Source organism: Thalassotalea insulae (genome assembly GCF_030161395.1).
GTDB classification, from domain to species: Bacteria; Pseudomonadota; Gammaproteobacteria; order Enterobacterales; family Alteromonadaceae; genus Thalassotalea_E; species Thalassotalea_E insulae.
In genome coordinates this window covers 1,666,168-1,688,371 of sequence record NZ_BSST01000001.1, presented here as the reverse complement: position 1 = coordinate 1,688,371, position 22,204 = coordinate 1,666,168, and the positions used below count along the sequence as shown (strand labels likewise).

Annotated in this window: 19 protein-coding genes; 5 read left to right on the top strand and 14 right to left on the bottom strand. The window is 38.3% G+C overall.

Annotation, left to right across the window (positions count from 1 at the left end):
* The first annotated feature begins 8 nt into the window (after window positions 1–8).
* Window positions 9–1,961 carry an acyltransferase family protein gene (locus QQK06_RS07715; RefSeq protein ID WP_284244077.1) on the top strand — a complete coding sequence of 651 codons (1,953 nt, stop codon included), beginning with the start codon at window positions 9–11 and terminating at the stop codon, window positions 1,959–1,961.
* 18 nt (window positions 1,962–1,979) lie between these two features.
* Here QQK06_RS07715 and QQK06_RS07710 read toward each other — a convergent pair whose 3' ends face one another.
* From QQK06_RS07710 to QQK06_RS07670, 9 genes are all read right to left on the bottom strand, one after another.
* Window positions 1,980–3,101, bottom strand: coding sequence for a glycosyltransferase (locus QQK06_RS07710; RefSeq protein WP_284244076.1), 1,122 nt, complete (start codon window positions 3,099–3,101; stop codon window positions 1,980–1,982).
* Between the two features lie 126 nt (window positions 3,102–3,227).
* Window positions 3,228–4,217, bottom strand: coding sequence for a THxN family PEP-CTERM protein (locus QQK06_RS07705; RefSeq protein WP_284244075.1), 990 nt, complete (start codon window positions 4,215–4,217; stop codon window positions 3,228–3,230).
* Between the two features lie 161 nt (window positions 4,218–4,378).
* A complete protein-coding gene (xrt, locus tag QQK06_RS07700) occupies window positions 4,379–5,650 on the bottom strand; it encodes an exosortase (RefSeq protein WP_284244074.1) in 1,272 nt (423 codons plus the stop codon).
* 81 nt (window positions 5,651–5,731) lie between these two features.
* Complete coding sequence (gene prsT / locus QQK06_RS07695) at window positions 5,732–8,437, bottom strand: XrtA/PEP-CTERM system TPR-repeat protein PrsT (protein WP_284244073.1); 2,706 nt, start codon at window positions 8,435–8,437, stop codon at window positions 5,732–5,734.
* A gap of 50 nt (window positions 8,438–8,487) precedes the next feature.
* A complete protein-coding gene (locus QQK06_RS07690; RefSeq protein WP_284244072.1) occupies window positions 8,488–9,342 on the bottom strand; it encodes a ThiF family adenylyltransferase in 855 nt (284 codons plus the stop codon).
* A gap of 129 nt (window positions 9,343–9,471) precedes the next feature.
* Window positions 9,472–10,233: a PEP-CTERM/exosortase system-associated acyltransferase gene (locus QQK06_RS07685; protein WP_348541176.1), complete on the bottom strand. Its 762-nt coding sequence runs from the start codon at window positions 10,231–10,233 to the stop codon at window positions 9,472–9,474.
* Window positions 10,234–10,447: 214 nt separating this feature from the next.
* The gene (locus QQK06_RS07680) at window positions 10,448–11,470 is read right to left on the bottom strand and encodes an NAD-dependent epimerase/dehydratase family protein (protein WP_284244070.1); all 1,023 of its coding nucleotides are present in this window, start codon (window positions 11,468–11,470) and stop codon (window positions 10,448–10,450) included.
* 29 nt (window positions 11,471–11,499) lie between these two features.
* Entirely contained in the window at window positions 11,500–12,780 is a 1,281-nt protein-coding gene (gene tviB, locus QQK06_RS07675; RefSeq protein WP_284244069.1) for a Vi polysaccharide biosynthesis UDP-N-acetylglucosamine C-6 dehydrogenase TviB, read from the bottom strand.
* Window positions 12,781–12,925: 145 nt separating this feature from the next.
* Window positions 12,926–13,750, bottom strand: coding sequence for a patatin-like phospholipase family protein (locus tag QQK06_RS07670; RefSeq protein WP_284244068.1), 825 nt, complete (start codon window positions 13,748–13,750; stop codon window positions 12,926–12,928).
* 180 nt (window positions 13,751–13,930) lie between these two features.
* On the opposite strand from QQK06_RS07670, the gene QQK06_RS07665 reads away from it, so the two are divergent.
* The gene (locus QQK06_RS07665; RefSeq protein WP_284244067.1) at window positions 13,931–14,617 is read left to right on the top strand and encodes a S1 family peptidase; all 687 of its coding nucleotides are present in this window, start codon (window positions 13,931–13,933) and stop codon (window positions 14,615–14,617) included.
* 43 nt (window positions 14,618–14,660) lie between these two features.
* Here the strand turns inward: QQK06_RS07665 and QQK06_RS07660 are convergent, their stop codons facing one another.
* The 5 genes from QQK06_RS07660 to gpmM all read right to left on the bottom strand — a co-directional run bounded on the left by QQK06_RS07660 (window position 14,661) and on the right by gpmM (window position 20,686).
* Window positions 14,661–15,668, bottom strand: coding sequence for an NAD-dependent epimerase (locus QQK06_RS07660; protein WP_284244066.1), 1,008 nt, complete (start codon window positions 15,666–15,668; stop codon window positions 14,661–14,663).
* Window positions 15,668–17,011, bottom strand: a complete 1,344-nt coding sequence (locus QQK06_RS07655; protein ID WP_284244065.1) for a UDP-glucose dehydrogenase family protein — start codon at window positions 17,009–17,011, stop codon at window positions 15,668–15,670. The genes QQK06_RS07660 and QQK06_RS07655 overlap by 1 nt, the downstream gene beginning before the upstream one ends.
* An 82-nt stretch (window positions 17,012–17,093) precedes the next feature.
* Window positions 17,094–17,864, bottom strand: a complete 771-nt coding sequence (locus QQK06_RS07650) for a divergent polysaccharide deacetylase family protein (RefSeq protein WP_284244064.1) — start codon at window positions 17,862–17,864, stop codon at window positions 17,094–17,096.
* 67 nt (window positions 17,865–17,931) lie between these two features.
* On the bottom strand, window positions 17,932–19,104 hold the full coding sequence (locus QQK06_RS07645) for a murein hydrolase activator EnvC family protein (RefSeq protein WP_284244063.1): 1,173 nt from the start codon (window positions 19,102–19,104) through the stop codon (window positions 17,932–17,934).
* 37 nt (window positions 19,105–19,141) lie between these two features.
* A complete protein-coding gene (gpmM, locus tag QQK06_RS07640; protein ID WP_284244062.1) occupies window positions 19,142–20,686 on the bottom strand; it encodes a 2,3-bisphosphoglycerate-independent phosphoglycerate mutase in 1,545 nt (514 codons plus the stop codon).
* 222 nt (window positions 20,687–20,908) lie between these two features.
* Between gpmM and QQK06_RS07635 the strand changes: the two genes are divergently transcribed.
* From QQK06_RS07635 to secB, 3 genes are all read left to right on the top strand, one after another.
* A complete protein-coding gene (locus QQK06_RS07635) occupies window positions 20,909–21,337 on the top strand; it encodes a rhodanese-like domain-containing protein (RefSeq protein ID WP_284244061.1) in 429 nt (142 codons plus the stop codon).
* Between the two features lie 22 nt (window positions 21,338–21,359).
* Window positions 21,360–21,623, top strand: coding sequence for a glutaredoxin 3 (gene grxC, locus QQK06_RS07630; RefSeq protein WP_284246595.1), 264 nt, complete (start codon window positions 21,360–21,362; stop codon window positions 21,621–21,623).
* A gap of 69 nt (window positions 21,624–21,692) precedes the next feature.
* Entirely contained in the window at window positions 21,693–22,202 is a 510-nt protein-coding gene (secB, locus tag QQK06_RS07625) for a protein-export chaperone SecB (protein WP_284244060.1), read from the top strand.
* Window positions 22,203–22,204 lie beyond the last annotated feature (2 nt).

Genomic DNA, 22,204 nt, shown 5'->3' with positions numbered 1-22,204 from the left:
GATGTGTTTTGAATTATCGTAGTGATATTGATGGCTTAAGAACGATAGCAGTATTTACCGTTATTTTGAATCATGCAGGTATAGCACTTTTTTCAGGTGGTTTTGTTGGTGTAGATGTTTTTTTTGTAATATCTGGTTTTTTAATTACTTCAATTATTTACCCTAGAATCGTTGAAAATACATTTAGTATGGGCTGGTTTCTTTCACGACGAATAAAGCGTTTAATGCCTGTGTTATTTTTTGTGATTTTTGTCACTGCTGTTGCCTTCACATTCGTCATGTTGCCGCAAGATTTGGCTACGTTTTATCAGAGTATTGTCTGGGTGGTTTTATATGCGGGCAACTTTTTTATGTGGATTCATCATGGTGGATATTTTGATGGGAATTCGCAAGAAGCTCCATTATTGCATACTTGGTCCTTGGCGGTGGAAGAACAATATTATTTCGTTTGGCCAGTGATGCTGATTCTTTCCGTTCGCTTGTTAGGGCCAAAAGTGACTGCTTGGCTATCAGTGATTTTATTTATTGCCTTAACTATTTTTTCTCAGTGGGGAACTGAAGTCACGGTTGGCGCAGCATATTATTTATTACCGACACGCTTTTTTGAATTATTGCTTGGTTCATCATTAGCTATTTTTTGGCATAAGTTACCTGAAGTCAAAACATCGGTACATCACATTTTATCAATAATTGGTGTAACGCTTATTTTAGCCAGTGCAGTTTTTTTAAACGAGCACTCGTCATTCCCTGGTTACAATGCACTGTACGCGACTATTGGTACTGCAATTTTAATTTATAGTCAGCGAGGTGTAATTAACAAATTCTTATCGACTAAAGCGATGGTTTATAGCGGAAATATTTCTTATTCGCTCTATCTTTGGCATTGGCCTATTTTTACTTTACTGCGCTATATGTCGATAGAATTAACCGCAGTCGTGCAGCTTGGTGCTATTCTATTTACATACCTGTTATCTATGCTTTCTTATCAATATATAGAGCAACCATTAAGGCATAGCAGAATTAATGCGTTTTTACCTATTGCTATCAAGTTTTATACGGTTCCGGCGATGTTAATGATAGCTTTTGCGTTAGTTGGAGTATCTCAGCAAGGCTATCCAGAGCGATTTGAGCCGCAAATTGTCAATATGGAGAAGGCATTAAATACCCATTCAAGCGATTCTCGCAAAGCTTGCCATTCGGCATTTAGGGAACATAACAGGCAGCCTGATGCTAGTTGCATATTCGGTAACCATACAGCTGAGAATAAAGGTGTTTTTATTTTTGGTGATTCTCATGCCAATCATTTAGTACCATTTGTTCAAGAGCTTGTAAAAGATGCTGGGTTGTGGGGACAGGACTATACGATGGATAGGTGTCTGCCAGTTGGTGATCTTAACTGGGGCGGAAATCTATATAAAGCACAACGCTGTAAAGCACGTAATGCTGTTGCATTACAGCATATGGAAGAGCAAGGTTTTGCTTATGTTGTATTAGCTGCATCGTGGCCTGGGTTCGATACGCGCAGAATTTTTAATGAAACAGCACGTGTTACCGATATTGAAGAGATAAAAACTCTTTTTCAACAGAAGCTTATTAATACAATAGACCATATTGTTAAGCAAGGTGTTACGCCTATCCTATTTGAAGATACACCAACTTTAGCAGGCAAAAGTCCTAAATGCCCTATTAAGCAGATTCTCTATGATGAATCATTGAGTTGTGAGATTACATTACAGAATAATAGATTTATCTCGGATATATTTAGTCATGTACAATCTTTGTATCCACAAACTATTGTGATTAAGCCAAGTGAATTATTTTGTCAGCAACAGCGCTGTACAATGCAAATTGAGAATATTCCTCTATATCGCGATGATGACCACTTGAACGAAGAAGGTGCTAAGATCTTGGCAAGAAAATATCTAGCTCAAGTTGGAAATCCTATTCGTAAATTAAAGTAGTAGCGCATAAGCTACTACTTAATGTTTTTTCCATAGGGTTGTCATATCGTCGGTGGTAAAGTACTTCCAGCATGCTATTAATGCGGCTAAGTTTAGACTGCAAAAGCTAATACAAGTACTCATTAAGGGGAGTTTTAAATTACGGTTTCGGACTAAGTAGCCAAACAGTGAATAGCTGTAAAATAAGCCCTGGCTTATTATAATTGCCGGTTGAAGAGGCGTAGTGATAAAACAACTAGAAATAAATAATAAAATTAGCGCAAACGGCATTACTAACCTTGCAATTTTATGTGATAAAAATTGAAAAAATAAAGGGTTATCTTTAATTGAAAGTAGCCAAGGCATTTGTTTAACCAATTGGTAGTTGCCTGCTAGTGTTCTTACCTTGCGGGTGAACTCTTCTCCAATGGTTGTTGACGCTCGATCGTAAGCAATGGCTTGCTCACAAAACTTCACTTTATACCCTTTTTTCACCATAGACAGGGGAATGTACATATCATCTAAGAGTGAATCACTAGGTATATTAGGTAATAACTCAGTTCTCGCCATATATATTGCTCCAGAGACACCGAGTAACGAATTTAAATCACTTTCTTTAATTCGAATCGCTTTTTCGTATTTCCAATACAGGCCTTGTTCGTCCGTCTCATCATGAGTAATTATTTTCAGGTTACCACTGGCGGCGCCAATATTCTTCATAGTTACCGTGCTGGCAAGTTGCTTTAATGCGTCACGATTAAAGCTTTGGCGAATATCTGTAAAGGCTGAGTAAGGTGTTGATATGTTATTAAACGCATAAGATAGCGCGTAAGATTTTCCCTGGTTTTCCGGGTAATGTAATAGCTTAACGGCAGGGTTATCTATCTGAGCTATTATTTTATCTGGCTCATCGGTTGAACCATCAGAAATAATTAAAATATTGAGCTTGTCTTTGGGGTAGTCACAAGACAGAATATTTTCAATTCTATTTTTTAATAAACTAGCCGAATTATAGACACATAATACCACAGTAATTGGTGGTAATTGCTCATCAGTTAATATTGATGGCAGAGTGTCTTTTTTTACAAACTTTAAAAAAAGTGGGTAACCAATAAAGGTATAGATAAGAGTTAATAAACTACTGAAAAAAACAATGCTCATTATTGAATCGGTTTTCCTGAGAAATTTTTATACTGGGTATAATAAGGAAAAAATAGAAAAAGTGTTTAATTTTTAAATAAAAAAAACCGACTTACGTCGGTTTTTTTATTTTAAGACGTTGTTCTATTATGCTTTCTTACGACGTAATAAGCTGAATCCAACGATACCTAAACCAAAGATAGCTAAAGTAGAAGGCTCTGGAACTGTGCGGATTTTGAATTCTGCAGCAAGTACGTTGTCATCTTCTTCAACGGTAACGAAACCGTAAGGACATGAAGTGCTTACATTATCGTTAAAACACTCATCAGATTCTAATGTTTTTAAGCCAGAGATACGAGTTGTTACTAAGTAAACTGTATCACCCCAACCTTCAAGAGGTTGGTGATCTGCGCCCATTAGTACAAATGGTACAGTAAATTCTAAGAAATCATCACCAACAACAATAGGTAATTGTAAGTGCTCTAAACCTGTTACTTGGAAAATATCGCCACAACCATTAACATTGCTACCTTCACCGTTAGCAAAACCGTCCGGACATTGTGCGGCGTTATTGTCAGTTTCGTAGAAGTTAATGCCAAATGCTAATTGTGGAGCAAAATATGGTGCATTATCAAGCAACACATTTTCGTCATCACCGAAAGCTTCCCAAGACGCAGGTGTTAATGCTAAACCATCTAATAATGTTGCGTTAGTTAACTCGTCATCATTAATTTTGTAGTTATTGTGGTTTACATTAGTACCTTGAGCCCATTCCCAATCGTTAGTTGTTAAGTTATCGTTTACAGGACTGTCGATAACTAGGCTACTTTTTTGACCGTTACCATCAAATGCAGGAGTACCCCACTCTAACGTTGTTGCTAAAGATACATCGTTACCATCAACTACACCGTCAAAATTAGTGTCTAGTACATTAGCATCACCACCAGTTGAGTCACCACTTGCAGCAACATCATCATCAGTCCAGCTGTTTTCGCCATATGAATCATGAGTACCAGCCCAGTTTAAGAAACCAGCTTGGTTGCTATAGCTCCACTCTGTTACTACACCAGCAGTTGCTGTGCTGGAAATAATTGATGCTGCTAATATAGATGCGCAGACTTTTAGTTTTGAATTCATGCTCTTTCCTTAGCTGTTAAAATGTTTAAATAAATAATTCTTGCACAAGGAAAAGCATGTAGTGTGCCAAGATTTAAAACTTCTTTTAATTCAATTGTTTGGGTGTATTTTTTTGTAAGGGCTATTTAGCAGGTGTAAAAAAAACTGACAATATCGAACTACTATTTATCGGCGCTTATTTTCCATACTAGCTGTGAGTCGCGTATACCTTTTAAGGCATTGAGTACTTTAAGCTGTTTGAGTTTCGCTTTACTTGCTGTCGCAGAGGTGCCACTAACAAATTGGTATTTTACTGTGTAACTAGCATTACTATTTCGAACGGTTAACAAGTGCCAGTCGTTATTGATTTCACTATGTGTTACTTCATATCCTTTAGGGATAAACTGATTTTCATAATAATCAACAGTGTTTCCTATTTTGAGTCCATCAAATTGATAAATATATGTTGTAACTTTGTTATCAGTAGAGACGCACAGAGAGTGGGCGCTAATAATATCTGGTCTAGGATGCTCGTTTATATTTTTAAGGCAATTCATTGGTTGCTTAGTAGAGGTGTCAGATATAAATAATGCCTGGCTGAGTGATGAGCCAACTAATAAAAGCAGAAATACTGATATTAAACTCTTATTGTTGACCGGTACTGGTTTATCTTCTACCTGTTTAGTCGTTGTGTTTCCGATACAATATTTCTGACCAAAGGCAAATAAAAGTATCATAAATGGAATATAAAGGTACCAGCCAAAGGTATTATGATCTGTCATTAACTCGCTTTCCATATTGCTAAAATGACCAATCAAAATAAGCGCTGTGATCCTGATCCAGTTAGTTACCAGTGCGCCGACTATTGCTAATAATAAAAAACTAGTCGCGGACTTAATATTTTCAACATACATAAAAATAAAGAGTGAGGAGACCGCAAGAGAAACAATTAAATAACGCAGACCGCTACATCCTCCAGCAATTTCAAATATTCCTTCAGGAATGGTAATCGTATTACCTTCGACAAAGATTGGAATACCTGAATATTTCATCATAAAGGTTACTGCGCTGGTAGACAGTTCTTGTAAAGGAGTGGTTAAAATACCCCATACTGGGATTATAAATATTAAAAATAATGCCGGGAAAAGTACCTTGAGATTAGGCTTGAAAATAACAGCAATAATAGCAGTGTAAAATAGTATCAAAAAAATCCGAAAGCCAGTGGTAAATTGGGCGAATGTAAAAATAACCAAGGTATACAGGATAATAATGGCGCATAGTAATAGCGCCAAATTCAACTTTTCTTGAAAAACTAGTCTACCTTCTGTAAATAATTGCCAATATAGGTAAGCTGATATAAATGGTATCAGGTAGGCGTGAGAATATGTGCCATCATCAAAACTAAATTGCCATATATTTTGAACAATCTGAAATTGGCTGGCAAAGGTTAGCACCGTTGCCACCAATAACACGATTATCGGTAAGTTTTTGAGACTGTTCATTCAGGTTTTATAATTATCTTTTTAATTTAATAGTTAGCTTGAAGGCATAGTGTTCATTATCTGTTCAGCCAATTTGGGTTGATTATTGGCTTTATAGGCAGATGATAAATGCGTCATAATCTCTTTGTTGTTAGGTTTGTACTGATTTGCACGAGTTAACACTTCTATTGCTTCTGCCAACTTGTTTTGCTTAGTCAGGATAGTGCCGTAAGTATCTAAAATATCGGGGTTTTCTGGAGCAAGTTCAGTCGCTTTTCGAGCATGCTTTTCTGCTTGGGCAAATTCATTTTGCTGCGCATAAATCCATGCCAGGTTATTGAGCATCGAGACATTATTAGGAGTTATCGTCAATAATTCAGCATAGTATTGTATTGCTTTTTCTGGAGTCGATGATGAAATATACAACTCTGCTAATAAACTCTTATACTTTACTTTGTTTGGGTATCTCTCTGCTAATTGCGCCATGATATTTATCGCTTTATTTATTTCATTATTTTCTCTGTATGAAGAAGCTAAATATATGGCAGTGCTTTCCTGAGGGTTTACGTGGTAAGAGTTTAATAGGTATTTTATTGCTTGAGCATAGTCTTTTTTCGCCATTGCTAATTGTCCTTGTATACGCAAAATGAACGCATGCTCAGGCTGTATTGCTGCAAGGCGATTAATACTTTTTTCAGCTAGAGAAAACTGAGAGGTGGCCAATAAATAATATGCTTCTAACGATTGCAATTGAAAGTTTTGTTTGAATTGTTCTAGCGATAATGCTTGACGAGTTGTTACTAAAGCATCTTGATAGTTTTGCTGTTGTTCATGCCATTTTATTTGGCTTAAAAAGGCACTTTCGTTTTTCGGTTGAGCTTGTTGCCAGCGAATATAAACAGCACTTAACTTATCACTTTGCTTAGTTTGCAATAATATATTTTGTAAGGTTTGAAAGTAAGCGTTAGGTAATTTTGAATAGTCGTCCAGTGGCTCAAGTATTGAGAACCCATCTTTAAGTTTGTTTTTTATAGCGTATCTGCGAGCTAAAATGATTCTTGGCCAAACGGCTGTAGGTGAGCTATCGATAAATTTAAGTATTTTCTGTTCCAATAATTCATCGTTGTTTTCTGCAACTGCATTGTCAATTGCTAACCTGTATGCGTAAGGGTATTCCAAATCTATTGAAAATAATTTATCTAACTGCTTGTTAGATTCTGCATAATTTTTATTCTCTGCGGCAATAACTGCTAAATTAAATAGTGGAACAATATTGTTTGGCTCTAATGCTAATGCTTGGGTAAAGAATGCTTTCGCATCCTCCTTTTTATTTGCTTTAATGGCAATATTACCATTTAATATTAACCCAGCAGTGCTTTTAGGATTTTGCTTTATCCAGCGCTTCGCAATTTTCTCCGCCTCTTCTATTTTTCCTGCATCGGCATAATTTAATGCTAATGCTATATTGGCGCTTTTAAACTGGGGTGCTAATTGAACTGCTTGCTCCAGTTCTTTAATCCCCGAATTGTCGTCATTAGCAAGTTTAAACATTCCTAATAGAGCTTTAAATTGGGCATTGTCAGGCGCGAGTTGGGCAGCAGAATTAAACATTTCTTTTGCTAATTCGACGTCACCTAAATTGGCGTATTCTTTGCCTAAATTGGCGTATAAATTGGCATCATTGGAGAAATGATTTAGCTGAGTTGTTAATTCATCATCATACCCCAACTTTACTTGTAATATAGCAAGGAGCTTATTAACTTGATGGTTTTTCGGTAAGTAATCTGAAATCGCATTTAATTGATAATATGCTTGCTCATTTTCACCTAACTGGAAACTACTTAACCCGGATAGCATTTGAGCAAGACTGTTATCAGTGTTATTTAAGGCTTTATTGGCAAGTGATTTAGCTAATTCAAAATTTTGTTCAACATAAGCTATTTGGGCAGCCAATATATTCACGGTAGGATTATTGTCGTTATGTTTACGTAAAGCCTCAATATGAGGTTTTGCCGCCTCGTATTCTCCTGCTTTTATATAATTGTGAGCAATTAACACTCTTATCGCAAAGTTTTCAGGCTTGCTATGGTAATACTCTAGGTAGGTAATAGCAGCTTGCTTATATTGGTGGGCTTTACTATGAACACTTCCTTTAAGTAAAGTAGCTTCATGAAACTGAGGATTCTGTTGCAGTATCTGGCTTAGGGTTGCAATAGCCTGATCTGTATTTTCTTGATAAGCAGCAATTAGGGCGCTACCTAATTGACTATATTTTGATTGATTATCAATTGTATTAGCCTTATCTACAAAATCCATTGCTTCTGTCAGTTTATCTAAACTTAAGTATGCTTGGCTTTGCATGATTAAGGCTCTAATTTTGCTTGTTTGTTGCTGAAACGTTTGTGCTGATAACGTGCTTAGTACCTTTTCAAACTTATTTAGAGATAACTGTGCTTTGGCTAAGGCTAAAAGGGCTTCTTCATGTTCGGGATTTTGTGATATAGCGCGTCTAAATTCTTTTTCTGCAGCTAAAAACTGATCTTTATTAAGGTAAATTGCGCCTAATAGATATCGTGCTTCTGCTTGCTCCGGATTTTTTTGTAAAATATTTTTTAAACTAATCGTTGCGGTTGAAAACTCTCCATTATCATATTGGGTTTTAGCCTCATTCAATAAGGTGGCTTCATCTTTTTGCTCTGTGCATGCTGAGAGTGAAAGTAATAAAGTGAAGAGTAGGGTAGGAAACATTGTTCTTATCATTATAAGTCCTTTTGAACAAATCGGCAGAGATTAATAATATTTCAGTTAGTTTACTGATTGACAATATTTTTAGCAATGATAAACATCACTCTAGGAACAATGCCTGCATTGCCAAATGGTCGCCATGTTTTAACAAATTTATTTCGATAGGCGTCGAAGTGCATACCATAAGGAGCGCAAAGAATTTCGCCGCGTTTTAACAATATTTTAAGCGCATAAGTTTCTGCGATACCTGCGCATAGGTTCACTGCCATGGGGGTGGAAGGTCCGCGCTTTTCCTTAAAGTTGACTTTTGAGTCATCCACTAGATATGGCCGTTGAAGCATAGCTGGTGATAAACCGATTAAAAATTGGATTAATTGCTCTTCTTCTGTTTTTTTATCTTCAAACCTAAAATACTCTTCATAGGTCATTTTGCCTGGCATAAAGCATAAAAATGCACACCCCATGCCTAAAGGAGCCGCGGTGACTACAGGAATATTTTTTTCGTAGCATTTTTTAAAGACAGTTTTTCTGGCGGATAGAGCAAAAAAATCTAGGGCATCAACATATAAATCAACACCGTCTAAGAACTCATCAACATTATGTTCAAATATGCCTTCTGGAAATGAAATAATATCAGATTCAGGGTTAATATCCTTGGCCATTTTTTCCATAACGTCGACTTTCTGCTGACCTAACGTCGACATAAATGCGCCTGATTGGCGGTTAAAGTTATGCACTTCAAAGTCATCAAAATCAGAAATATTAAAATTTGCTATACCCAAACGGGCTAAAGTAAGTAAGTGAACGCCCCCAACTCCCCCTGCACCGGCAATGGCAACACGTTTATTCTTTAATAACAGCTGCTCCTCTTCCGTAACCCATCCAATATTTCGGGAAAATGCCTTGTTATAATCGAACATGTAAATCCTTAACTAATTATCTTTTTCGAGTCTCATAATATAATGATTGATAAATGTAAAAAGTGCTATGTCGGTAGTGGGAAATGGCGATATTTTGATATGAAAGTAATATGGCTTAGAAAAATATCACTAACTATTTTTATTGATCTTTGGTAATTGTTTACAAATATCTTCTCTGATCGATAAATAAAGAGCAGAAAAACCTGGGGTGAGGTTTTCAAGAAAAATGTTGGGGTTGATGTAATAAGGTGCCCTGAGGCCATGATATTCAATGGCTTCACCCAGTTGAATAAACTTAATGCCGACAAATTTCATGCTGCGGGCAAGACGCGGTTCCATCATGACATAAACATGGTTCATACCAGTATTTATTGCCATAGTCGCAGCCGCCATATATAAACCAATGGCAATAAACGGAAAGCAACGCAATTCGGTTTCTGAATAGGTAGATTCACTGATAGCACCAGTTGCAGAACCTTTAAATTTATCGCTGGCACGGCGACGGAAGTCAGCTTTTACAGCAAGCCTTGAAATTTCACAGATTTCACTACGGGCAAAGTTGCTGGGATGTAATTCTTTATTTTGAATTGAGTCTAGGCAATATTTTTCCAGCGGCAGTAATTCGTCTTCATTCCGTGATTGAACCACTCGAACACAGCTGGTATATATGTCTGAAGGCTTATGTTTGATCATGCTAAAGATAGATTGATCATCAAATTCATCTTTTTCTTTACCTTCTTCCTTGATTTGCTCAAACGCTAATTCTTCACAATAGACATTATGGCGGATTTTAAAAACTTCATCACGCAGTGCAGAAGTAGTTGCAACTTCTGGTGCAAGAAACTGAGTAAAATGCTCAGCAATGTTTTTAGCATCATGATTGACTTTCATTGACACTATTCTCTTGGTTACATCACCAACTACTGGGGTGTTTAAGAGTTTTTTGCTCCAGCTCATTTAGCTATTTGCTCCAAAATATTAATGCGTCCTTGCTAGCTAATATTTTAATTATTTTTTGTCTAACGTGATTAGCTTTCTATCGCTACAGTATAGATGAGTATCCATGTAAATCATTATATTGTTGCTAATTACTTGATCTAAATTATTAGCTGACATTGTTTAAGTACCAAGGCATAGCTTCTAATATACCTTGTTGTACTTTATGACTCGGGGTATAGCCTAAATTATTGATTGCCTTATCAACATTTGCTTGTGAATGACGTACATCGCCTTGTCTGAATTCACGGTATTCTGCACTTTTGTTGATAGTGATCCCGTTAGTAATTAAGGCGTTTTTGATGGAATCAAATAAATCATTTAACGTAGTACGATCGCCAACAGCAACGTTATAGACTTGTGCTCGTGCTTCCTCTGGCCCTGTTGCTGCTAAGATATTCATCTGCACGGTGTTTTCGATATAGCAAAAATCACGACTGGTTAAGCCATCACCATTAATAAAGACTTGTTCATCTTTAATCATTGCCGCTGTCCATTTCGGGATCACCGCGGCATAAGCACCTTCAGGATCTTGCCGGCGACCGAAAACATTAAAATATCTTAAGCCGATACATTTAAAATCATATGTTCTTGCATAGACATCAGCGTATAGTTCATTCACATACTTGGTGACTGCATATGGAGAAAGGGGATTACCGATATTTTCTTCGACTTTAGGTAATGCCGGATGGTCGCCATACGTTGAGCTACTCGCGGCATAGACAAAGCTGGATACTTGATTTTGTTTCGCAGCTTCTAACATATTAAGAAAGCCGGTAATATTAGCTGAATTAGTGGTTATAGGATCCGCAATTGATCTTGGGACTGAACCTAACGCTGCTTGATGCAACACATAGTCGATATCTTTACTTGCGGTTAAGCAAGTTTCAAAATCTCGAATATCACCTTCGATAAAGGTAAAGTTTTGCCATTGTTGCTCTGTTACCAAGCTTTTAACTTCGTCTAAATTTTTTTGATAGCCAGTAGCAAAATTATCCAAACCGACAACGGTTTGATTGAGTTTCAGTAAAGTTTCTAATAAATTAGAGCCAATAAACCCAGCGACACCAGTGATTAGCCAGGTTTTTTGGGTATTGAGTAAATTTTGCTTAACTTGTTCAAACTTTGACACAAAAATTTCCTATAATTTTATTGGATTTATTATAGTCGCATATCGACGCTTGATTTATCTAACACACATTTTAAATCATATAATACGTGTGTCTCTTTGCCGTACGCTTTAATGTTTTCAATGCCTAATGCTTTAAATTGTTCATGAGCAACGGCGAGGATAATAGCGTCATAATGATTATTCTGTGGGGCCTCAGTTAATGATACATCGTATTCATGTATGGCTTCTTCGTTAGCACACAGTGGGTCAACAATATCAACGTTAATATTATATTCTTTAAGTTCTCGTATGATATCTATGACTTTGGTATTACGTAAATCAGGGCAATTTTCTTTAAAGGTGAGTCCCATTACCAATACATTTGCTTGTTCAACCTGGATGCGTTTTTTAAGCATTCCTTTCACTAGCTGAGAAACAACGTATTCACCCATGCCATCATTGAGTCTTCGGCCAGCTAATATCATCTCTGGATGATAACCAACCGCTTGGGCTTTATGAGTTAAGTAGTAAGGATCGACCCCGATACAGTGGCCACCAACGAGTCCTGGGCGAAATGGTAGGAAGTTCCATTTTGTTCCCGCAGCTTCCAGTACTTCTAGAGTATCAATACCTAGGCGGTTGAAAATAATCGAAAGCTCATTGATTAACGCGATATTGACATCGCGCTGGGTATTTTCGATTACTTTTGCTGCTTCTGCCACTTTGATCGACGACGCTTTATATGTACCCGCGGTAATGATTGAACGGTATAAAGCATCAACTTTTTCTGCGACTTCTGGGGTAGAGCCAGAGGTGACTTTTAAAATGGTCGGTAAGCGATGAGTTTTATCGCCGGGGTTAATTCGCTCTGGCGAGTAGCCAACAAAGAAATCTTGATTGAATGTCAATCCTGATACTTGCTCTAAAATAGGAACACAAGCTTCTTCTGTTGCTCCAGGATAAACGGTAGACTCATAAATTACGATGGAATCTTTTGCAATGACCTTACCCAATAGTTCAGATGCTTTTTGTAATGGCGTTAAATCTGGTTGTTTATGATCATCAATTGGGGTCGGTACAGTGACAATATAATAGTCACAGCCTTGAATATCTTCAGGGCGATTCGAGCAGGATAACTGTTTGGCTGAAGAAAGCTCGTTGTTTTCAACTTCCAAGGTCCGATCATATCCCTGATTAAGTTCATCTACTCGTTGCTGATTAATATCAAAACCTATGGTGTTGAACTTTTTGCCGAACTCTACGGCTAAAGGTAAACCGACATAACCAAGACCAATAACTGCAACTTTTGCATTTATTATCTGTTCCATCATTACTCCATCTAAATATACAATCAATGCAGATACAAAAAATTAACAATGCCAGCATTGTAACGGTAATATTTAGTTTTAACTAGATATAACTGATATATAGATATAATTATCTCAACAATTTGTGAGTATACCTGAAATGAAAAACTTATAGTGCCTGAATTTTAAGCGGTAATATTTTATGTACTGTGTGGTAGCCTTTGAAATATAAAGCTTCTTTTTGCTCTGGCGTCATCGTAAAGTCGACGGCTGAAGAAGTACCGGTGTTGATGACGACTGTATTGTGCCAAAACGCATCATTAATATATTCGCGAGATATGGTGGTCATAAAGGTGCGGATTAATAAGCTAATGTATTGCACTATTGGGAAAAGTCCGGTGGTTTTAATTTCGTCATATTCATAATCACCTTTCAACCTGAAACAAATGACCGGAGTACCGTCTTTTGCCCAATCTCTATGCAGGGCATCTTCCGATAAAATGCTGCCATCGACCATTAAATGTTTTCCAAACTTTTTAAAGCTAAACACTAGTGGAATGGACATTGAAAATCGTACCGCCAGCGACACTTTGACATCTGGGGTACGCTCTTTATTGAATATTACTGGCTTGCCGCGTGCGACATCGGTAGCCACCACATGTAAGTTATAGTCCATTTCTTTAAAGGTTTTACCATGCAGTAAGCGGTCTATCCAGCGCTCAAAAACGTCGCCGGAGCTTAGGCCTCCGTTACGAATGAGTTTTAGCAAGGAAAATTCACGGAATTGATTATAATCTGTGTTTAGTGCGATATGTTTTACTTCTGCTAAGGTCAGCCCTGAAGCAAATAGGCTGCTAATTATACTGCCGCCTGAGACGCCGACGATATTATCAAAATCGATTTGGTATTCTTCTAAAGCTTTTAATATACCAACATGAGCGGGTAACCGGGTGCCACCGCCTGCAAAAATGGGAACTATTTTCTTTTTTTTCACGATATTTCCCTTATTTCTAACTAACTCATTGTTACGCTTATTGTTATGATAAATAATAGTCTAAGTTGCGCAAAAATCTCTAAATAAATTGTCTTTAAGGAAATTATGGTGTTGAAAATCTTGCTGGTACTGTTTGGATTGTGTACACACTTTTGTGTCTATGCTGATTTAGTAACTACAGTGAAGAATATCAAGTCATCTGTGGTCGGTATCGGGGTCTACACTCCGACTGGCAGGCCAAAAAATAAGCTGAATGGTTCTGGTTTTGTTGTTGGTAATGGAAAGTATGTGGCTACTAACTATCACGTGGTGCCAGAAGAACTAGATCAAAGTTTATTGCAACAACTAGCGGTGTTTGTTGGTTCAGGAAAAAATGCTCTGGTAAGAAAAGCGCGCTTAGTCGATGCATCACAAAAGTATGACTTAGCATTGCTAGCGATTGAAGGCGCTGCCTTACCCGCTGTTCAATTAGGTAATAATGATTTTATTGCCGAGGGTAGTGAAGTTGCATTTACTGGTTTTCCTATTGGTGCGGTACTGGGCTTATATCCGGTAACGCACCGAGGAATTATTGCCAGCATTACCCCAACCATCACGCCAGTGACTGACGCTCGGCAAATAAATATTGCGATGCTTAAACGTTTACGAGATCCATATTTAGTCTATCAACTGGATGCAACTGCTTATCCGGGGAATAGTGGTAGTGCATTATATCGACGTGATAATGGTGAGGTAATTGGCGTCATTAATAAAGTTTTTGTCCAGCAATCAAAAGAAGGGGTGATATCTAACCCAAGTGGCATTACTTATGCGATTCCCATTAAGCATGTTCTGGAACTATTAGCAAAAAACGATATTGCTTATTAAAAAATAATACTATTTTTTGTTTAATTAACAAGTAAGTTGCTGATTAAACATGGTAGAAGCTCTTATACCACTGAACAAAGTTTTCAACTCCTTGTGCAACGGTTGTTGATGGTTTATATCCTGTAACGTGAAACAAATCTTCAACATCAGCATAGGTTTGATATACATCACCTGCCTGCATAGGCATCAGTTTTTTCTTTGCTACCATTCCTAATGACTGCTCAAGTGAATGAATAAAATCGAGCAATTTAACTGGATTACCGTTACCAATATTAAAAATTTTATAAGGCGCAGAGCTATTAGCGGCAGAGCCTGTTTCTACTTGCCACTGTTCATTTTTTTCAGGAATGACGTCTTGAATTCGTAAAATTCCTTCAACAATATCATCAATATAGGTAAAGTCTCTGCGCATATCACCGTGATTATAGATATCAATCGCCTGACCTTCGACAATAGCTTTAGTAAATTTAAACAATGCCATATCCGGTCTGCCCCAGGGGCCATAAACGGTAAAAAAGCGCAAACCTGTGGTCGGGATACTATATAAGTGTGAGTAACTGTGTGACATCAACTCATTTGACTTTTTCGTCGCTGCGTATAAGGAAATAGGGTGATCAACACTATCAGCAGTTGCAAATGGTGTTTTACTGTTTAAGCCATATACTGAGCTAGATGATGCGTACACCAAGTGCTCAACATTATGATGACGGCAACCCTCAAGAATCGTTAAATGACCGACCAAGTTGGCATCAGCATAAGCCATTGGGTTGTCAATAGAATAACGGACACCTGCTTGAGCTGCTAAATGAATCACCCGATTAAATTTTTCTTGCGCAAAGAATTTAGCTATACCTGTTCTGTCTGCCAGATCGAGCTTCACAAAATTAAAACTGTCAAACTTTATGAGCTTGTTTAATCTTGCCTGCTTTAAGCTGACATCATAGTAATCATTGAGGTTGTCTAAACCGATAACCTGATGCCCCTGCTGGCAAAGTCTTTGTGCGACATAGAAGCCGATAAAACCAGCGGCACCAGTTACCAGATATTTCATTAGTTTTCTCTTTTTACACTGTCGCCACGACCGATGGCGTAATAGGCAAAGCCGCGTTCTTTTAATAGCTGAGGATCATAAAGGTTTCGTCCATCCACTATTACTTTATGACTTAGAGAGTTAGCAATAAGCTCAAAATCAGGGGCTCTAAATTGACTCCATTCAGTACATACAACTAAGGCATCGGCTGATTTTAGGGCCGATTCCTTAGTGCCAACTAAGGCTAAATCTTTCCGATTGCCGAAAATACGCTGACACTCTTCCATTGCTTCTGGATCATAGGCCTGAACGTTTGCCCCTGCTTGCCACAGTGCTTGCATTAATACAATCGACGATGCTTCACGCATATCATCGGTTTGCGGCTTAAAGGACAGTCCCCAAACAGCAATGGTTTTACCTGCTAGCTCACCATTAAAGTGGTTAGTTAAATGAGTAAATAATTTTTGTTTTTGTCTATAGTTGACAGACTCTACTGCTTCTAACAATGCTGGCTGATAGTCGATGCCATTGGCGGTACGAATTAACGCCTGAACATCTTTGGGAAAACAGGAACCGCCATAGCCACAACCGGGATAGATAAACTGATAACCGATACGAGAATCTGAACCTATGCCGTGACGTACTGCTTCGATGTCTGCACCTAGTAGTTCTGCGAGATTCGACATCTCATTCATAAAAGATATTTTCGTTGCCAACATGCAATTGGCGGCGTATTTGGTTAGCTCAGCAGAGCGGACATCCATAAAGATCATGCGATCATGGTTACGGTTAAACGGCGCATAAAGTTCGTGCATCATAGCGCGAGAACGCTCGTTTTCTGTCCCTATAATTATTCGATCCGGCTTCATGCAATCACTGACCGCTGCACCTTCTTTTAAAAATTCTGGGTTAGAAACGACATCAAAATCAAGTTCAATATTTCTAGCGTTTAGTACTTGTTTAACTTTAGCGGAAACTTTATCTGCTGTACCAACTGGCACGGTTGACTTGTCGATGATAATTTTTTCATTGCTCATATGCTGGGCAATGGTTTCTGCCACCGCTAAGACGTATTTTAAATCAGCAGAGCCGTCTTCATCCGGTGGAGTGCCAACTGCGATAAACTGGATAGTACCATGGTCAACACCTCGCTGAGCATCGGTAGTGAAATGCAGTTGGCCGTTTTGATAAGTTTCTTCAACTAGCGGAGTGAGCCCTGGTTCATAAATTGGGATGATGCCTTTTTTCAGGTTAGCTATTTTGTTTTCGTCAATGTCGACGCACATCACATCGTGACCAACAGACGCTAAAACGGCGGCTTGTACCAAGCCTACATAGCCGATACCAAATACAGTGATTTTCATAAAAATTCTTATCTTGATGTTATTAACAATATTTTACTGTTTATCAATTAGGCCCGCAATGGAAGTTAACAAAATGATAACTTTATTCAGCCAGACTTGGTGGTTCAGTTGTATTTGCCAATGGTAATAAGGCTGATATGCCGACAAGATCAATATCGTGTCTTGTTAATTGTGGAATGAGATAATGCAGTGCTTCAATGGTTTCTGGATGTGGATGAGCAATAGCCACTACCCGCTTATATTTTTTGGCCTGATTAATTAATTGAGCAAATTGACCACTAATGTACCTTTGGTTAAGTTCATTATCTAAAAATAAATGTCGGCTTAAACTGGGCACGCCATAGTAACGAGCTAATTTTCGTGCTTTGCTGTGGTTGGTGGTGACGCTGTCAACAAATATCAGTTTGTGATCTCTTAAGTAACGCATGGTCCAAGCCATAGGGGCATATAATTGCGTGAGCTTACTGCCCATATGATTATTAATGCCAATGGCAAAGGGAATTTCTTCAAATGATGCTTGCAGGCTGGCACGAATTGCCTGCTCGTCCATCTCGGATACTAATGCCCCTGGGCCTAATTTTTTGCCATTTTCAGCTTCCATCGGAATGTGCAAAATTATGTCTTTATGAGCCTGATTGGCTTGTTGTGCTAAGGTAGGGCCAAATGGGGTGTGAGGCAAAATGGCATAAGTTAAAGCACCGGGTAAACTAAGCGCAGCACTATCAGTTTGACGATAACCAATATCATCTATAATGATGGCAACTTTTGCATGCTCAGCATTGCAATTGGTTGAACAATATAAGATAAATAAAAAAAACAGAATGCGCAAAATGGAATAAATATTATTATTCAAATAATTTAATAGATTAGCAGCAAGTCTTTGCTAAATCGAGTAATAACTGAGCCGATAGTCAGTATATTTATCGGCACCAGAGTTTAGGGTTAACCGCCTGGCCGTTATGACGGATCTCAAAATACAAAGCAGGTTGGCTTTGTCCACCACTTTGGCCAACCAAAGCAATCGGTTCGCCAGTTTCAACCCTGTCACCAACAGACTTGAGTAACGCTTGATTATGACCATATAAGCTCATATAACCTTTGCCATGATCGACTACTGTTACTAAACCATAACCTTTGAGCCAATCGGAAAACAAAATGGTGCCGTTATGAATAGTCTTTACTTCCCGGCCAATAGGCGCGGACAGTAACACACCTTTCCATTTTAGATAATCTTGCTTACGAGAACCAAAGCTACGGCTGATCCTACCTTTTACTGGCCAGGATAGCTGGCGTTTCAGTTTGCCTAAGCCATTAAGATTCACTTCCTGTTTGCTTAAGCGGGCTATACGCTCCAACGCTTCGGTTAAATTGGCTTCTTCAGCTAATAATTTTTCCAATTGTTGTTTTGAATTGAGTAGTTGTTGGTTGAGCTCAGTAACGGTTTGTTTTCTTTGGCGACTACTCTTTTCTAATGCCAATTTTTGTTGCTGTTGTTGTTGTTGTAATTGTTCCAGCTGTTGTGCTTGTTGCTGTTGTTCATTCGTGACATCAATAATTTTTTCTATCGTTTGTTGATAATTAGTGATCTCTTTAATTCGTGCTTTGTTAAGATATTGATAATAACTAATGGTGCGTTGAACTTTTCCGGAATCTTCCTGATTTAATAACAGTTTAAGGTAGTCATGATGTCCAGTGGAATAGGCTGCTCTGAGCTGTTTCGCTAAAATATCTTCCTGTCGCTTTTGCTCTGAGGTTAATTCTTTTTTCTCTTTGGCAAGCTTGGTAATCGTCTGCTGAGTCGCAGTTAATGATTTGTTTGTTGTATTTAATGCTTTACTGGCTTTTGCTATTTCAAGTTCGTCATGTTTGAGTTGGTTAACAAGTTTTTGTCGTTTTGAGTCAACTTTTTTTATGTTAGTTTTTTGTTTGCTGATCGCCTGTTTGACTTGTTTAAGCTTATCGTCTGTGGTTTCTTGCCCGTTAACATGGCTGCTTGTAAAGATAATAACCAATAAAGATAAAATAAAAAAAACTAGCATCGGCGGCTTTTGCGCTGATGCCAGTTGTTCAGTTAAATAGCTGAAGTGATTCATTGTTATTATTGTCGAGTATTGATTGAAACCGACGGTATTATGAATCAAGCTCCATTAAATTAGAACCTGTCATTTCTTCCGGTTGTGTCATGCCCATTAAATTTAGGATAGTAGGAGAAATATCACTTAAGGCACCATTTGCTGCCGGTGTTGCCTTACGGCCAAAGTAAATTAACGGTACTGGTTCACAGGTGTGTGCTGTGTGTGCCTGACCAGATTGATTATCGACCATCTGTTCGGCATTACCATGATCTGCGGTGATTAAGCATTCACCGCCACTTTGTTTAAGTGCTTCAATAACTCTGCCTATACTGCAATCAACCGCTTCACACGCTTTGACTGCAGCGTCAAATTTACCTGTATGACCGACCATATCACCATTAGGGTAATTACAAACGATAAAGTCATAGTCACCACTGTTAATCGCATCGACTAATTTGTCAGTTAACAGGCTTGAATTCATTTCCGGTTGCAGATCATAGGTCGCCACTTGTGGTGATGGCACTAGAATACGTTGTTCGCCGTTAAAGGTGTCTTCCTTGCCGCCACTGAAGAAAAACGTGACATGGGCGTATTTTTCAGTTTCTGAAATACGAAGCTGAGTTTTGTTATGTTTTTCCAGCCATTCGCCTAAGACATTGTTTAATGGCGCTGGCGGAAAAGCACAGCTGGTATTGATGTCAGCAGCATATTCGGTCAGCATAACAAAATCTGCTAATGCAGGTCTGTGTTTACGACTAAATCCATCAAATTGATCGTTAACAAAGCCACGGGTAAACTGACGGGCACGATCTGCTCGAAAGTTCATAAAAATTAGGCTGTCACCGTCGACTATTTTAATTGCTTTTCCTTGGCTGTCAGTAATGGCTGATGCTTTGACAAACTCGTCATTCTCATCTCGCTGGTAAGCACTATGAAGGGCTGAAACCGCATCTTGATATTGAAATTCGCTGATACCGGCGGTTAGTAGGTTATAAGCTGCTTCAAGACGTTCCCAGCGTTGATCTCTGTCCATCGCGTAATAACGTCCGATAATAGAAGCGATTTGTCCGCAGCCGAGTTCAGTAAATTTTTCTTGTGCTTTTATTAGTGATGCTTCTGCACTTCTAGGTGGCGTATCACGACCATCGAGAAATGCATGTAAATAGATTTTTTTCGCTCCTCGTTGATGAGCAAGCTCGATCATCGAAAAAATGTGATCTTCGTGGCTGTGAACGCCGCCGGGTGACATTAAGCCACAAATATGCACGGCTTTGTCATTAGCTACAGCTTTATCTACGGCCTGGCATAAGGCTGGATTATGATAAAACTCCTGATCTTCAATCGCTTTGGTTATACGGGTAAAGTCCTGATAAACAATGCGTCCGGCGCCCAAGTTAACGTGACCAACTTCTGAGTTGCCCATTTGTCCATCAGGAAGACCAACCGCCATACCAGAAGTTTGAATGAGCATATTAGGATAATTAGCCGTTAAATCGTCCAACACTGGGGTGTTGGCATGATAGATAGCGTTAGCTTCTTTATTTTCACGGTAACCCCAGCCATCTAAAATAATAAGCACAGTTGGTTTTTTATTCGACATACCACTTCCAATAATAAGTTTAAGATCAAGAGTTAATAATGACCGCATTATACCAAGCCAGCTATGGAATTGCTTTAGCCTTGCTAGACAAAATTGTTCTATTGAAATAGCGAATAGCAGCTAGAGCGTAGTCTTGAGAGAAATATCGGATTTATTCTGTAAAAAACAGGGAGTGAACTGTATACTGTCGGCAAATTTTTGTTGATGTCTACTGAACTATTTATGGAACAATTTATTGAGTTTTTAGCAAACCATCCAATGTTGGCTGCGGCTTGGGTCGGTATTTTTATTGCAATAGTGGTGACCAGTATCAAAATCAAGTTATCACCTGTTAAGCAATTTAGTCCGCAGGAATTAACGTTAGCGGTCAATCGTGAGCAGGGCGTTGTTTTAGATATACGAGCTGAAAAAGAATTTAAAGCGGCGCATATTATTGACGCTATACACCTTGCAAAGGAAAAGATCGATAATAATGACTTTGCCGCCCTTGAAAAGCACAAAGATAAACCCATTATAGTCGTATGTACTGCAGGGATCACAGCGGCAAAAGTAGCCGAGCAGCTTTTTAAAGCAGGCTTTACCCAAGCAAGCTTATTAAAAGGTGGTATGAATGCATGGACTGGTGCGGGTTTACCTGTAGTAAAAAAATAACAGGCTTGTAAGTAGTAGGTCGATAATGGCAGTAGAAATTTATAGCAAGGTGACATGTGGTTTTTGTATGCGGGCAAAAATGCTGTTAAAGCAAAAAAATGTCGCATTTACAGAAATAGATATCAGTCATGATACTGAATTACGTGACAAGATGATTAAACGTAGTAATGGGGCTTTTACTGTGCCGCAAATTTTCATTGATAACCAGCATATTGGCGGTTGTGATGATTTATATGCCTTACATTATCAAAATAAATTAGATCAACTATTAATGGCATCTGCTTGATTGGTTAACCAATCATTATTGAAATAATTAAAATTAACATGCGAAACGCATAGCAATAGGAAGAAAAAAATGGCTGACGAAAACCAAAACAGCACAGAAGGTAACGCAGAACAAGCTGGACCACAATTTGCAATTCAACGTGTCTATACAAAAGATATTTCTTTTGAAACACCTAATTCACCAGCTATTTTTCAAAAAGAATGGAAGCCAGAAATTAAGTTAGACTTGGATACCCGTTCAGCTAAATTAGCCGATAATACTTATGAAGTGGTCCTAGCGTTAACTGTTACCGCAACAGTAGAAGATCAAACAGCATTTTTAGCAGAAGTACAACAAGCTGGTATCTTTACTATCGGTAATTTACCAGAAGCGCAATTAGCACATACCATCGGTGCTTTCTGTCCTTCAACGTTATTCCCGTATGCCCGTGAATCTGTGGCCAGCTTAGTGAATCGTGGTTCATTCCCACAAATTAACTTAGCACCTGTTAATTTTGATGCGCTATTTGCCTCATATGTTCAACAACGCGCTAAAGAACAGGCTGATACGCAAGCACCAGCTAGTTCAGAAACTCACTAATT